15 protein-coding genes are annotated in these 14,528 nt (G+C 44.4%); 8 read left to right on the forward strand and 7 right to left on the reverse strand.

Annotated elements, in window-relative coordinates; translation table 11 throughout:
• Positions 1–22: 22 nt before the first annotated feature.
• The 5 genes from CLV98_RS17105 to CLV98_RS17125 all read right to left on the reverse strand — a co-directional run bounded on the left by CLV98_RS17105 (position 23) and on the right by CLV98_RS17125 (position 4,137).
• Positions 23–724, reverse strand: a complete 702-nt coding sequence (locus CLV98_RS17105) for a DUF5683 domain-containing protein (RefSeq protein ID WP_109676148.1) — start codon at positions 722–724, stop codon at positions 23–25.
• A gap of 9 nt (positions 725–733) precedes the next feature.
• Positions 734–1,642 carry a ParB/RepB/Spo0J family partition protein gene (locus tag CLV98_RS17110; protein ID WP_109676339.1) on the reverse strand — a complete coding sequence of 303 codons (909 nt, stop codon included), beginning with the start codon at positions 1,640–1,642 and terminating at the stop codon, positions 734–736.
• A gap of 30 nt (positions 1,643–1,672) precedes the next feature.
• A complete protein-coding gene (locus CLV98_RS17115; protein ID WP_109676150.1) occupies positions 1,673–2,470 on the reverse strand; it encodes a ParA family protein in 798 nt (265 codons plus the stop codon).
• A gap of 165 nt (positions 2,471–2,635) precedes the next feature.
• Positions 2,636–3,658, reverse strand: coding sequence for an SPASM domain-containing protein (locus CLV98_RS17120; protein WP_109676152.1), 1,023 nt, complete (start codon positions 3,656–3,658; stop codon positions 2,636–2,638).
• Between the two features lie 20 nt (positions 3,659–3,678).
• Positions 3,679–4,137, reverse strand: a complete 459-nt coding sequence (locus CLV98_RS17125) for an Lrp/AsnC family transcriptional regulator (protein WP_109676154.1) — start codon at positions 4,135–4,137, stop codon at positions 3,679–3,681.
• A gap of 187 nt (positions 4,138–4,324) precedes the next feature.
• Between CLV98_RS17125 and ald the strand changes: the two genes are divergently transcribed.
• The 4 genes from ald to CLV98_RS17150 all read left to right on the forward strand — a co-directional run bounded on the left by ald (position 4,325) and on the right by CLV98_RS17150 (position 9,487).
• Positions 4,325–5,437 carry an alanine dehydrogenase gene (ald, locus tag CLV98_RS17130; RefSeq protein ID WP_109676156.1) on the forward strand — a complete coding sequence of 371 codons (1,113 nt, stop codon included), beginning with the start codon at positions 4,325–4,327 and terminating at the stop codon, positions 5,435–5,437.
• 629 nt (positions 5,438–6,066) lie between these two features.
• Positions 6,067–7,794 (forward strand): DEAD/DEAH box helicase, encoded by a 1,728-nt coding sequence (locus tag CLV98_RS17140; RefSeq protein ID WP_109676160.1) that lies wholly within the window; start codon positions 6,067–6,069, stop codon positions 7,792–7,794.
• Positions 7,795–7,888: 94 nt separating this feature from the next.
• Positions 7,889–8,413: a DinB family protein gene (locus CLV98_RS17145; protein ID WP_109676162.1), complete on the forward strand. Its 525-nt coding sequence runs from the start codon at positions 7,889–7,891 to the stop codon at positions 8,411–8,413.
• 165 nt (positions 8,414–8,578) lie between these two features.
• The gene (locus tag CLV98_RS17150) at positions 8,579–9,487 is read left to right on the forward strand and encodes a sugar phosphate isomerase/epimerase family protein (protein ID WP_109676164.1); all 909 of its coding nucleotides are present in this window, start codon (positions 8,579–8,581) and stop codon (positions 9,485–9,487) included.
• 15 nt (positions 9,488–9,502) lie between these two features.
• On the opposite strand, the gene CLV98_RS17155 is transcribed toward CLV98_RS17150, so the two are convergent.
• On the reverse strand, positions 9,503–10,471 hold the full coding sequence (locus CLV98_RS17155; protein ID WP_229203430.1) for a zinc dependent phospholipase C family protein: 969 nt from the start codon (positions 10,469–10,471) through the stop codon (positions 9,503–9,505).
• Positions 10,472–10,852: 381 nt separating this feature from the next.
• On the opposite strand from CLV98_RS17155, the gene CLV98_RS17160 reads away from it, so the two are divergent.
• The gene (locus tag CLV98_RS17160; protein ID WP_229203431.1) at positions 10,853–11,260 is read left to right on the forward strand and encodes a Dabb family protein; all 408 of its coding nucleotides are present in this window, start codon (positions 10,853–10,855) and stop codon (positions 11,258–11,260) included.
• Between the two features lie 56 nt (positions 11,261–11,316).
• On the opposite strand, the gene ung is transcribed toward CLV98_RS17160, so the two are convergent.
• Positions 11,317–11,970: a uracil-DNA glycosylase gene (gene ung / locus CLV98_RS17165; protein WP_229203432.1), complete on the reverse strand. Its 654-nt coding sequence runs from the start codon at positions 11,968–11,970 to the stop codon at positions 11,317–11,319.
• A gap of 158 nt (positions 11,971–12,128) precedes the next feature.
• Between ung and apaG the strand changes: the two genes are divergently transcribed.
• From apaG to CLV98_RS17180, 3 genes are all read left to right on the forward strand, one after another.
• Positions 12,129–12,515, forward strand: a complete 387-nt coding sequence (gene apaG / locus CLV98_RS17170) for a Co2+/Mg2+ efflux facilitator ApaG/CorD (RefSeq protein WP_109676166.1) — start codon at positions 12,129–12,131, stop codon at positions 12,513–12,515.
• Between the two features lie 53 nt (positions 12,516–12,568).
• Positions 12,569–13,318: an O-methyltransferase gene (locus CLV98_RS17175; protein WP_310588733.1), complete on the forward strand. Its 750-nt coding sequence runs from the start codon at positions 12,569–12,571 to the stop codon at positions 13,316–13,318.
• A gap of 415 nt (positions 13,319–13,733) precedes the next feature.
• Positions 13,734–14,525: an MlaE family ABC transporter permease gene (locus tag CLV98_RS17180; protein WP_109676347.1), complete on the forward strand. Its 792-nt coding sequence runs from the start codon at positions 13,734–13,736 to the stop codon at positions 14,523–14,525.
• The last annotated feature ends 3 nt before the right edge of the window (positions 14,526–14,528 follow it).

Below are 14,528 nucleotides of genomic sequence, written 5' to 3' on the forward strand. Positions count from 1 at the left end.
GTTCACTTTACAATATTATTATTTATTTCAAATTAAAAACCAGCCTAATCCCCGGTGTCGGTGTCAGCATACGTGGTTGCTGCAGTTTAGGTCCAATTTTAAGGCTTAGATCCTCCGATAGGTCGAAGGTTTTGAGGTGGGCCGCCACATTGGCCTCCACTATAGTAAGTCCATAAATGATCCCAGCTACTATAATAGAAAGATTTTTGCTCCTTCTCCAATATGTTTTCCCTCTCTTTACCTGGTCGATGGTCAAATCCTGAATCTTACTTTCGGTATGGAACAAGTTACGAACGAGCACGGGTCGGGTAGCGTCTCCGGTCACCTGGCCATAATCTGGGTTGTCTACCACGTCTCCATTTTCATCGATTATGGTTTCGTTCAAGTCATAGAACGACTTATAAGCCGAAAGATAATCTTGGTATTTGACTTGATTTAAAACATAGGCATATACGCCACCGCCAATCCCGAGGTAGATAAGAGGGAGCTTCCAATAATCGCGGTTATACAGCTGTCCTCCGCCCGGGATAAGGGCCCATCGAGTGGCCTTCTGCGGAACGGGAATAAACTTATCCTCCTTCCGGTGTAAAATGGAATCCACCTGGCTCGTCAGGACACTATCCGCATCTTGCGTGGTAATGTGGAGGTCATCCGTACCCACCACCTGAGCCATGACCGGATGCATCAGCCCTATGGCCAATAATATTATAATAAGGTTTTTCAATTCTATGGACTATATTTTCAGGGTATTCAATATGCGTTGTAGTTCCTCCTCCGACGTAAAAGGGATCTTAATTTCTCCTTTATGGTCGGAATTACTCTTCACCGATACCTTGGCACCAAATAGTGATGACAGTTGGAACTGTAATGTCTTTAGCTCCTGACTTGTAGAAGGCTTTTTGGCAGGCTCAGGATTGGAGAGAGAAGTCGTCCCTAGTCTTCTGACTTCTTCCTCGACCTTTCGAACCGACCATCCTTCTTCAATAGTTTTACTAAATATCCGAAGTTGACTCTCTTCATTATGAATGGTTATAAGCGCCCTGGCATGCCCCATGCTAATTTGGTTGTCACGAAGGGCCGCCTGAATGACCGGCGGTAGCTTGAGAAGCCTGATATAGTTATTGACTGTCGTCCGATTCTTACCTACCCTAGCACCTAGTTCATCTTGTTTTAGGCTACATTCCAATATTAACCGCTGATAACTAAGGGCAATTTCTATGGCATTCAGATTTTCCCTTTGAATGTTTTCTATAAGGGCCATTTCCAGCATCTGCTGGTCGTCGGCGGTGCGTACATAAGCCGGAATCCGACTCATGCCTATAGAACGGGAAGCCTGTAGTCGACGCTCCCCAGAAATCAGCTGATATTTATCACTACTGAGCTGTCGTACCGTAATGGGTTGGATAATCCCCTGGGTTCTAATAGAATCGGCAAGTTCCATTAAGGCCTCCTGATCGAAATTACTCCTGGGCTGAAACGGGTTGGCCTCTATTTGGTCCAACTCTATTTCGGACATATTGCCTACCGTATCGGGAGAGACAATCCGAGCATTGGCCCTAGGTGTATTTACCTTTTCAGAGTCTTGTAGCAATGCCCCCAAGCCTCTTCCCAATCCCGTCATTCTTTTGTTCTTATTATCCATCAGATCCTTCATCCAGTACAAATATCAATTTCAACTTATGCCCATTTGGCTGTCAGTAGAAAAATGTCCATTTTTCTCGAGTATTTCCCGAGCTAGGTTCAAATAACTCACTGCTCCTTTACTTTCAGCATCCTGGGCCATTACCGGAATACCGTAACTAGGGGCTTCACTAATACGAACATTCCGTGGAATAATTGTATTGAATACCAAGGATTGAAAATGATTGGTAACCTCTGTAACCACCTGATTCGACAAGCGTAACCGCAGATCGTACATCGTCAACAAGATCCCTTCGATAATCAGATCGGTATTGAGCCTAGACTGAATGATGGTAATCGTATTGAGGAGCTTACCTAATCCTTCAAGGGCGAAATATTCGCATTGAACGGGTATGATCACCGAGTCGGCAGCTGTAAGGCTGTTAATGGTAATTAATCCCAATGACGGTGAGCAGTCTATGATTATAAAATCGTACAGCTCTTTAATGTTCGCAACGGCCATTTTCATCCGGTGCTCTCTATCCTTCAAGTTGATCATTTCGATTTCGGCGCCAACCAAATCGATATGAGAAGGAATCAAATGCAGATTCGGAAAATCCGTCTCAATAATGATACCTTCCGTTTCCACTTGTTCGATCATACACTCGTAGATGCTATTCTGCATATCTTGGGGGTTAAACCCAAGTCCGGAGGTAGAGTTGGCCTGCGGATCAGCATCGATAATAAGTGTACGAAACTCCAGAGCAGCCAAACTTGCCGCTAGATTAATCGCTGTGGTTGTCTTCCCGACACCTCCCTTTTGGTTTGCAATTGCAATGACTTTGCCCATGAATATTGTGTGTTACCAGATATCAAATTTCCGTTATTCGGATCAATTCACCAAAAAATGTTCCACGGAGTTCCAACAAACTTAGACAATCTACTCATTTAAAGCGATTTGATTGGCATTATTATTTAATTAATTTTTGAAGCTTAAAGGGAAAAACTTCATGTTTCACGCCCAGACCTGGGTTCCTTCCGTACAGTTTTTACACATTTCTATCTCCGATCTCGATTTGATTAAGGAAGCGCGAAAAGCCCTATATTTTTCTCCCTTCCAAAGTTGGGTAAAAGTCTCCTGCTTCATATCACCTAACTTATACTCGGCATCTTTATCGAAACAACAAGGCACCACGGCGCCATCCCAGGTGATCACACAGGAGTGCCACATTTTCCAGCAATGGTCGATAAACTTGTTTTTGATGGCATATTTCCCCTCTTTCTCCTTTTTATATCGGGAATATTTATCGATGGTAGGGATCAGGTCCGACCCCTCTTCATAATCATAAATCTGAGCCGTTTTCAGCCCCACTTCATCCACGCCCATCTCAAGGGCCAATTGCTTCACCTCGTCTATCTGATGCTCATTGGGCTTCACCACCAGAAACTGAAAGATCACATGAGGTGTACTAGAGTTAAGCTCCTTTTTCCATTTTATGATGTTACGCGTACCTTCCAGTACTTTTTCTAAATTACCCCCTACCCGATATTGCTCGTAGACGTCTTGAGTCGTACCATCTATAGAAATAATGAGCCGATCCAAGCCCGATTCAACGGTTTTTCTTGCCCTGTCGTCATTCAGATAATGTGCATTGGTAGAGGTGGCCGTGTAGAGGCCCTTTTTGTTGGCGTAAGTCACTAAGTCAAAGAACTTAGGGTGCAAATAGGGCTCACCTTGAAAGTAAAAGATCAAATACAGCAGCCGGTCCGCTAGTTCGTCGATCGTACGCTTATAAAGCTTTTCCTCCATCATCCCCGTTGGACGGCTAAAGGACCGCAGCCCACTGGGGCACTCCGGGCACCGTAGGTTACAGGATGTAGTAGGCTCAAAAGATATGGCTATGGGCATACCCCAATGCACCGGCCGACGGGATACTTTCGAATAGAAATAACTACTCAATATTTGTATGGCATTCCAAGCCCTTGTTGGTGTCACTTTTGACAGCAAATTAAGGCCATCTTTGATGTTTTTGTTCATTGACGATTACTACCTAATTCTCAAATGGAGATTTCCGTAGTATTTTTAATTTCAGATATTACAAAGTATGTGCTGATGTGCAGGACACTCTTCAAGACCGATAGCTTATATTGATAAAACTGGTTAAAAGCCTCGCCATCCTGCACCACTATTTTCAACATGTAATCAAAATTACCAGATACCATTGAACATTCAAGCACTTCTTCCATTTCTTTCGCGGCATTATTAAAATCCTCGAAGCTTTCCTTTTGCTGTTTATCGAGGGTAACATGGCAATAAGCCATTAATGCCTTCCCTAAAATCTTACGATTTAACAACCCTACATATCGATCGATATAGCCTTCCTTCTCGAGTTTACGAATTCGCTCATGTACAGGGGTAACCGAAAGGTTAATATCGCTGGCAATTTCTTTAATAGTCAACCGGGCATTTTGTTGCAAGCGCCTGAGGATTTTTTTATCGGTTTCATCTGGAAACATGCGCGGATTTTTTTTCTGTTTGAACCATCTTTAAACAAACCAAATAGATTTTTATTCTAGCAAATAAATAACTTTTAGTTTTTATTTCCATCCTTTTAGGGCACCACAGAAAATATTTTTACTGGGATGTATTTTTGTAGGAAAATAAACTGTCATCCATTACACCATCCAAAATTAAGCATAGACGATGATCATTGGCGTTCCTAAGGAAATAAAAAACAACGAAAACCGGGTGGCTGTGACCCCGGCAGGCATCAACGAATTCAAAAGACAGGGACATACCGTATACGTCCAAAAGCAGGCGGGAATAGGCAGCGGGTTTTCGGATGAGGCCTATACGGCCGCAGGCGCCGAGATACTACCTACCATAGAGGCGGTGTATGCCCAATCCGAAATGATCATAAAAGTGAAAGAACCCATAGAATCGGAATACCCTTTAATTAAGGAAGGCCAACTGATATTTACCTATTTTCACTTTGCTTCCTCCAGAGCCCTCACCATGGCGATGATAGAAAGGAAGGCCATTTGCCTGGCCTATGAAACGGTAGAAAGAGCCGATCGCTCCCTGCCTCTACTGATCCCTATGAGCGAGGTGGCTGGACGAATGGCCGTTCAAGAAGGCGCGAAATACCTAGAGAAGCCCATGGGGGGCTGTGGCATCCTGCTCGGTGGTGTAGCTGGCGTTAAGCCCGCCAATGTGCTGGTGCTTGGGGGTGGAATTGTAGGCACTCAGGCAGCCAAAATGGCCGCCGGACTGGGAGCCCACGTTACCATAGTCGATATCAGCCTGGCTCGGCTCCGGCACCTAGAGGAGGTGATGCCCGCCAATGTCGACACCATTATATCGAATGAATACAATATTAAGGAGCTGATAAAAGACAGCCACCTGATCATTGGAGGCGTGCTTATTCCCGGCGCCAAGGCCCCCTCACTCATTACCAGGGATATGCTCAAGCTTATGCGCCCCGGAACGGTGCTCGTCGATGTGGCCATCGATCAGGGAGGGTGTTTCGAAACTTCCCATGCCACCACCCATGCCGACCCCACTTACGTTATCGACGAGGTTGTGCACTATTGCGTGGCAAATATGCCTGGTGCCGTTCCATATACCTCTACCCTGGCCCTTACCAACAGCAGCCTCCCCTACGCCCTACAACTAGCCAATAAAGGATGGAGGCGTGCGTGCCAGGAGAATGCCGAACTCAAAAAAGGACTCAATATGATACACGGCCAAGTGGTGTTTAAGGGTGTAGCCGAAGCCTGGAACCTCCAATATACCCCTTTGGAAGGACTTGTATAAGGCCTTTTGAATCAGATTATCGGTGAAAGGTTGCTAGAAATAAAAATTCGAAGAATACAAAATTGTCCTTTTGCCATCGCCTCCCTAAAAGCCGTTGTATGCCATACATTAACTTTCAGGGAGGCGCCTAAAATGGCATGATAACCCAATAACCCGCTCATCTATAAGGATTCTAAGCCTTTTTGGTATTATACTCATCAATTATAGTAAAATCAGGGAGGGCCCCCTGCATATCTAAAAATACTCCTATTATTTTCTTTATTGGGATTGACTATTGATTTATTTTGTGTACTTTTGTATAAATTTTTTGAACGAACATCCGTTCGCTTCTCTGCTTCATAGCCGGTAAAGGCCAACGATTGGCCGCCCAACCCATTCCATATGTCCGGTTGGCCTACCGCCTCCAACACGCAGAGCCCCACGGATTGTTTGTGGTGGGCTTTGCACAATCCCTATTTAATTTACAGTTTTAGTGAACATCAAGGAGTTAATGCCGACTTATTGGCTGCTACTAGGTGAGCTAACAAGCAAGTGTGCTAAAAATATTCTCTATTACCCGTTTTTCGATTCGGGAATGGGGTTGGTATGCTGCTGTATTTACTTTTGAATATTATAATAACAACAATAGAATGACAACTGAAATTATTGAATCTTTCTCGGAGCTTAGCCTCTCAGAAAACACCCTGAAGGCCTTAACTGAAATGGGTTTTGAGAAACCATCTCCTATTCAAGCCCAAGGTATCCCTGCCGTAATGGGTGGCTCTGACGTAATAGGTCAGGCTCAAACCGGAACCGGAAAGACCGCCGCCTTTGGTATCCCCGTATTAGAAAGAATCGACACAAGCCAAAATGCCGTACAGGCCTTGGTATTATGTCCTACCCGAGAATTGGCCGTACAAGTGTCTCAGGAATTGGGCCGCTTGGGCAAGTTCCATAGAGGAATAAAAATAGAAGCCATATATGGTGGAGACTCCATCGATCGCCAAATCAGATCCCTCAAGAAAGGCGTACATATTGTAGTAGGTACCCCTGGCCGGGTAATGGACCATATGGAACGTCGTACCTTAAAATTCGACGAAGTTAAGATGATGGTTCTTGACGAAGCCGATGAAATGTTAGACATGGGCTTCAGGGAGGATATCGAAAGCATCTTGGCAGAAATGCCCGAGGAGCGCCAGACTATCCTTTTCTCGGCCACTATGTCGAAGCCTATCATGTCGATCACCAAGCGATTCCTTAACGATCCCATCTTGATCAAGGTGGTTAGGAATGAGCTCACCAATCAGAATATCGAACAGGTATGCTACGAAGTGAAGCCTCAAGCCAAGCTGGAAGTGATGACCCGTCTTATTGACATGTATCACCTAAAATCTTTGTTGGTATTCTGTAATACCAAAAGAAAAGTAGATGAAATAGTAGAAGAACTTCAATTACGCGGTTACGCTTCTGAAGGGATTCACGGCGATTTACGTCAGCAGCAACGCAGCAACGTAATGAGCAAGTTCAAGGCCGGAGTTACTACCATCCTTGTAGCCACCGATGTAGCCGCAAGGGGTATTGACGTGAGTGGTCTGGATGGCGTAATCAACTACGACATTCCTTTGGACGAAGAATATTACGTACACCGTATTGGTCGTACGGGCCGTGCCGGTATGTCGGGTAAGGCTTTTTCATTGGTAGCTAGAGATGAAAAGTTCCGTCTGCGCCAAATCGAAAATTATACTAAAGTAAAAATTGAAAAAGGGGTAATACCTTCCTTCGAAGATATCGTGGGCGTACGCAAGGCTCGCTTTGTAGAAAGCATCACGGCTACTATCGAAAACGGCGAAACCGATATGTATCAGGATGTATTGGAAATGCTCCAACACAGCGGATACGCTATCGAACAAATCGTCGGTGCCATGGCCAAGCAAATAATGGGAGTTCAGAAAAACGAGTATTCCGACGGTAATTTGGCATGGGAAGAGAGAAGAGGAGGCGATAGAAGAGAATCTTCTGATCGCTACGACAGAGGCCGTGGAGGCAGCCGTTTCGACAGAGGCGGTGACCGTCGTGGTGGTGGTGACCGCTTCGAAAGAAGAAGCTTCGGTGACTCTAAAAAAGGAGCTGCTCCAGAAGCCGGAATGACACGCTTATTCCTTAGCCTAGGACGCAAAGACCATATCTTACCAAAAGATATCGTAGGAGCCATTGCTGGAGAGTCAAATATCCCGGGGAAAACCATTGGAGCCATAGACATTTATGATAAATTCACTTTCGTAGATGTTCCTGAACGCGACGCACGCACGGTACTCCGGGCGATGGATGGCAATACGATCAAAGGGAAACCGGTTCAGATCGATATAGCCAAACAATAATCGACTATCTCTTTTTAACTATACTTGTTAGTTAAAAAAATACATACAAAAAGAGGAGCTTGTAAAATTGCTCCTCTTTTTTGTATATTTAGCTATGAATTCAACTAAACTAAAAGAGGTCTGGCTAAGAGGCCCCATCTCCGGTATTGAAGCCCTACTACAGCCGGTGGCTCATGCCCTGCTACAAACAGAGGAGGAACTCGCCCAGATAGGGATTGATTTCCCCAAGCAACTATTATGGGAAAAACCGGCAGGCTTGGCCTCGGTGGGCTTTCACCTGCAACACTTGCGCGGAATACTCGACAGGCTATTTACCTATGCACGGGGAGAGTCGCTCTCCGAAAGTCAATTGAATTATCTTTTAAGTGAAGGCCAACCACCCTCGAGCACTTGCACCTACCAAGAGCTACTGGCCGATTACCGTCGCCAAGTAGGGATAGCTTTTGAGCAACTTAAAGAAATAGACCCCGATAGCCTTACAGAGCTCCGCTATGTAGGCAGGGCTATGATTCCTTCTACCCAGCTAGGGCTGCTTTTTCATGCTGCCGAGCATGCCCAAAGACATGTAGGCCAGCTCATTGTGACGGCACGAATCCTTCGTCAGGCACCGTCCAAATAATCCCCCCCATTCCGTCATTAAGGTTAAATTAGGCCTCTTGGTCAGGAATTCCCTCGTATTGAACTAAAAAAAATAGCTTTTATCGTATTTTTGCTGAAATTGAAAAAGTTTAAGTCCAAGAGCGGCTGTAAAAACAACTAATACAATAAAACAAGTATAAAAGTTATGACCTTAAATCGTAGATTTTTCTTAAAATCGGCTAGTTATGCTGCTGCCTGCTCCTTGGTATGGTCCCTATCGGGTTGCGGAACTAAGGAAGGAAGCGGAGAGGGATCGGACTCTACTGCACTGTCCGCTGGCAATGAACTGGTCCCATCGATCCCCGACTTTGGCCTGCAACTATACAGTGTGCGCGACGTCATCGGTGCCGACCCCAAAGGAGTTTTAAAGCAGATTGCAGACCTAGGGTACAAAAAAATTGAAAGCTACCAGGGCGATCAGGGGATCTTCTGGGGAATGTCGCCCACAGCCTTCAAAGCCTATGTTGAAGAATTGGGCATGACCATCGTGTCGACCCATGCCGATACGACTAAAGATCTTGAAAAAACGGCTGCTCAGGCCGCCGAAGCGGGTCTATCTTACGTATTACAACCGTACATCGGCCCTCAAAAATCTGTGGATGAATGGAAGAAACGCTGCGACGAGTTTAACAAGAGAGGTGAAATATGTAAAAAGGCGGGCGTCAAGTTTGGCTATCACAACCACGATTATTCTTTCAAACCGATAGACGGACTGATTTCTCAAGAAATCATGTTGGATAACACCGACCCATCCCTGGTGGTTTTTGAACTAGACCTTATGTGGATACAGGTGCCAGAGGTAGATGCAGCGGCACATCTCAAAAAATATGCAGGCCGATACGAGCTCTGCCATATTAAAGATTTTGTAAGAGAACCAGAAGTAGCCTCAACCGACTTAGGCCTAGGGTTGTCCGACTACCCCAGCCTACTCAAAGTGGCCTCGGAAAGCGGGATCAGCCAATTTATCGTTGAGCAAGAGAACTATCCATCACCAGTTATGGAATGTATTGCTAACGACGCAGTTTACATGAAGCAATTGGTTTTCAAAGCTTAGCACCCCTTTCCCTATTTAGGGTTCGGGGCGAATAACCAGCGGAGGGCTCTTCTCATAACGGGAAGAGTCCTCTTCTATTTTTTGTGTCCTTATGCTTAGGAGCACATTTAGGTCAGGTTGTCCGGCATTCACCCAGCAGGTATACCAGGTATCGCCCACCATCTGAATGGCTTTACGCATTCGACGCTCCACCTGACCCGCCAACAACCCCTGATACTCCTTAGCAAACCCAACCGAATAGGTACGTGTGAGCACATTATTCCGTAATTCATAAGTAAATTTTTTATCGACGGCTATTCGTTCGGTAGCTAGGTGTTCCATTAAAAACACACTGTCACAGGCATGATGTGAAGCCAAGGCGGTGCTCCAAACGGCACGGGAGATGGAAGTAAGGTAGCGTACAGGCCCTATCCACAGATCATATTCGTCGGCAAAAAGTTCGGGTAACCTAGATTCCCATAGGCCATGGATGCCCACCTGATTCGTCAGCTGTCCGTTATAGTTTTCGGAGGTATGGAGAGGAACATGTAAATCGGCAATATAATGCCCCATATCAGCCGAAAGTCGTAGTATTTTTGATACATCCTTCGCCTTGAATGCTTGCGTCAAAGCAAAGGAAGCCTTCTCGATATTCCATGGTGCTATACCATGCTTTTTTAGGCTGTCGGCACCAAACCTTTTTACTGCATTATTCCAAATTCGAACTTCCAGGTCTAGGCTATCAATCTGATATACGTCAAGGTCGATATAATGTTTCTCCGCCTCTCCTACTACAGCATATCGACGCCGGTCTGGCGCTACGGCTTGCTCGGTAATGTAATCAATTTTGGCCTTGTAGAAACCCTGCATTTCGGCCGGAAGTCGGAATACTGCCAGATAATTGATGCGTTTATGTGCCCAGAAGCCCCAGGTTACTTCCGTACTCGGGGTGCTTTCAATGCATAAAAGCAGCATTCCTGCGAAAAAAAGGCTATTTTTTTTCATTTTTTTTTCAGAAAACACACCGTTTTTAGGGCATTGCTCCAAAAGAAAATTCCGTCGTTATTTTATCTATAAAAAAGCCTGTTTTTGTAGAAAACGCGACTTTTTTAGGCGTTGTCAAGCATTATGAAACCCATTTTGGCCAAAAATGCAAAATACTGGTTATCAACCCCATATAATGAGTGGCCTTTAGTCTAAATTTACAGCTAAATTCGATGAAATAAAACCATATATAATTTTTCAAGGCCAGAAGGCACTTCTTAAAAATTTTGAAAAAAACACAAAAATCCATATAAGTTATATATTTTATCAGCAAAGTACTATTTATGAGTTATTGTTTTACCTTTGCAGCATACTATTAAAAACAACGACACAAGCTTTATAATGAATCAATATATTAAGAAAACATTGGGGTACCTCGTACCCGTATTTGCCCTAGGCTGTTTCATGCTAATCATCCATGGCGCCTATGTACCACATAAATCGGCTGAGATTCAAAGGGTGGTCTGCATTAAATTTAAACCAGGTGTTACCGCTCAGGATTTGGAACAGCATTTTAGCGAGTTTGCTACTATGAAAAACAAGATCAAGGATGTAGTAGCTTATTCGGCGGGTAAAGTCCAAGCCTCAGAAGCTGGTAAGTCTTATGACGTGGTCCATTACTTGACTTTCAGAACGGTAGAAAGTGCTGACGAATATGTACAGCACGCCTCTAGAAAGGAATTCATAGACCGCAACCACGATAAATGGTCTGAAGTATTGGAGTTAAACTCGAATATCGAAAAAAAATAAGAAATTAATAGGAGTGAAAATTGGAAAAAGAGTTGGGTTTCCCAGCTCTTTTTTTGTTACTTCCAGTCTATCTCCTCCAGTCCATGGGATCGTAAGTAGGCATTGGCCCTGCTAAAATGACCCGATCCAAACCACCCACCCCGATTGGCCGACATGGGAGAAGGATGCGTAGAGCGAAGAATCAAATGCTGCTTTGGTTCTATAAAAGAGGCCTTCTTCTGGGCAAAACTTCCCCATAACATAAATACGACATGTTCCTTTTCTTGAGCGATCAGGTCTATTACAGCATCGGTAAACCTCTCCCACCCCCATTTTTGATGCCCTCCTGGGGTAGCGGCAGGCACGGTAAGTGTGGCATTGAGCAATAAAACCCCTTGTTTTGCCCACCTTTCCAAATCGCCCTGAGGCAAAGTACTTATGCCCAGATCTTGTTCTATTTCTTTAAATATATTCCGTAACGAAGGGGGGATCCGCATACTGGAATTGACTGAAAAACTCAACCCATTCGCTTGCCCTGGCCCATGGTAAGGGTCTTGCCCCAAAATAACGACCTTGCAATCCTCAAAACTACATTGATTAAAGGCATTAAATATTTGTGGACCCGGAGGGAAAACCACCTGAGTGCTATAGGCCTGCCGTACCCTTTCTGTAAGTTCCACAAAATAAGGCTTTGCGAATTCCGTCCCGAGGCGACTTTTCCATGAATCCATTATCTTTACTTCTGGCATTTGTTTTGTAAATTTGGTAAGCATCAAATAAAATCAATTTTGCCTTGTTTTATACAGGTCTTGCACACTAATTTCGTTACTAATAAACAATATATCGTCCAAGGAATTGGATAAAATATCACACCCTTACCCTGATTCTTATGGTTTCTCAAATTACGGATGGTGTTAAAGTTACCGTTCAAACAGAATATCAGCCAGATTATTCCAGTCCAGATCAGAATCATTACGTATTCACCTATAAGATCGTCATCGAAAACGGTAGCGAGCATACTGTTAAGCTATTAAGACGTTACTGGGTTATTTTGGATGCAAACAGGGGGATCCGGGAGGTAGAAGGTGAAGGCGTAGTAGGGCTACAACCTATACTCGAACCCGGCGACCGCCACGAATATGTCTCTGGCTGCAATTTAAAGACCGATATAGGTAAGATGTCGGGTACCTATCTAATGGAAAGGATTCTGGATGGAAAAAAATTCAATGTTTCCGTGCCCGCTTTCTCTCTAATAGTCCCCTACCGACTAAACTAAGTCCACATCTTTCAACAATATAAATACTCTTGATAACTTCTTATTTAAAATTTTTGTTAAAGTCTGGTAACGAGCATGCCATTCACTCTCCATTTTTGTTCGAATTATACACAAGGGTTATCGCCGTAAAAGGGGACGAACATCCCGACTACGACCTCATCAAGACCTTTAGGAAGGCCATGCTCAAGGACGAAGAAACCATCGAGATTTTGGATCTTGGGGCCGGCTCAAGGGTTGATAAATCCAACAAACGTAGCATTAAGTCCATAGCCAAAAATGCGGAAAAACCTGAAAAGTTCGGAAAGCTATTCTATCGATTAATTCAGTATTTTCAACCAACCCGGGTGTTGGAACTAGGCACCTCCTTGGGGATTACGACGCTGTATTTGGCCAAGTCCACCCCCCAAGGCCAAGTAATGACCTTCGAAGGCTGTCCGGCTACGGCAGCCATAGCCAAAAGGAATTTCGAAAATGCCCAAATCCAGAATATAGAAATTGTGTTGGGAAATATTGACCTTACCCTTCCTGAGAGGCTAAAAACCGTAGACCGCATCGATTTCGGTTATTTCGACGCCAACCACCGATATGAACCTACCATCCGATATTTTAAAGCCTGCCTGCCTTATATCCATAACGACAGTGTTTTTATAATGGATGATATCTATTGGTCGGAGGAAATGAAAAAGGCTTGGGAAGAAATAAAACAACATCCTCAAGTTACCCTCACCGTCGACCTTTTTTGGATCGGGTTGGTATTCTTTAGGAAAGAACAGCCAAAAGAAAATTTTTATTTAAGATTCTAATCCATTCGAACTCTCTGGCCTTGGCGGGCGCCCTTCGCATCATTAGCCGATCGACTGAAACTCCGCAGTTGCTGCAGCAGAATTCGATCCTAGGTTCTTACACGCACCAAGCGCTTGGATGAACGCCCCGTTAAGGTATTCGATAAGGACATATCGGCATGGTACGGTTTTTTTAATTTATTTCACAACCAATCTGCGACTCCTAAGAGTATATGGAAAATAAGGATGCATGAAGTACTCCAAAGTATTGGAACGAGCGTAAGGTAACCGTTAGTTTGGTTAACCTTAACTTGCAACCGCTTAGATTGAACCTGAAAGTATCATATTTTGTTAAGAGCACTCTTACAACCCCTATACGAAGGACCCATATGCGTGTAAAAAGTTGCAAACCACCATTAAAGAACGAAACGATCCTATGACTACGCCGACAGGAAGAAAACCTGTATTCACTAAAAATCTTGATTTTGCATTCCTATCCGTTTATAATGGATTTACGTTTATGGGCAAGTTTTTCCGTGAAGCATTTAAAGGCCGCATGGAAGTTCAAGAGATTATCAAACAATGCTATGCCATTGGCAACAAGTCGCTCGTACTAATAAGCCTTACCGGCTTTATAACGGGGATGGTATTTACCAAGCAGTCGCGGCCGTCCTTAGCCGAATTTGGGGCGACTTCCTGGCTCCCGTCGTTGGTCTCGATAGCGGTGATAAGGGCACTGGCAGCACTAGTAACCGCACTCATCAGTGCCGGTAAAGTGGGTTCCAGTATTGGAGCAGAACTGGGCTCCATGCGAGTTACCGAACAAATAGACGCCATGGAAGTGTCGGCGATCAATCCTTTTAAATATCTGGTCGTTACGCGGGTAGTTGCAGCCACTATCACCATCCCCGTATTGATGTCCTATTGCGGAATGGTCGGCCTGATGGGTGCCTACCTCAATGTAGCCCTCAATGAGGGTACCAGTTTACAGACCTTTATCCAAAAAGCATTTGAGCAGATTACCTTCTTGGATATAGGCACCTCCCTGGTGAAGGGAATAGCCTATGGATTCACCATAGGTATTGTAGGGTGTTACCAAGGATATAATGCCAAAAAAGGCACCGAAGGAGTCGGTAGAGCCGCCAATTCGTCGGTGGTAATTTCTATGTTCCTAATTTTTATTGAGGAAGTTATTATTGTTCAAATTTCTAATTACTTCCGGGTATAGACT

The sequence above is a fragment of the Dyadobacter jejuensis genome, from assembly GCF_003149085.1.
Classification (GTDB): Bacteria; Bacteroidota; Bacteroidia; order Cytophagales; family Spirosomataceae; genus Dyadobacter; species Dyadobacter jejuensis.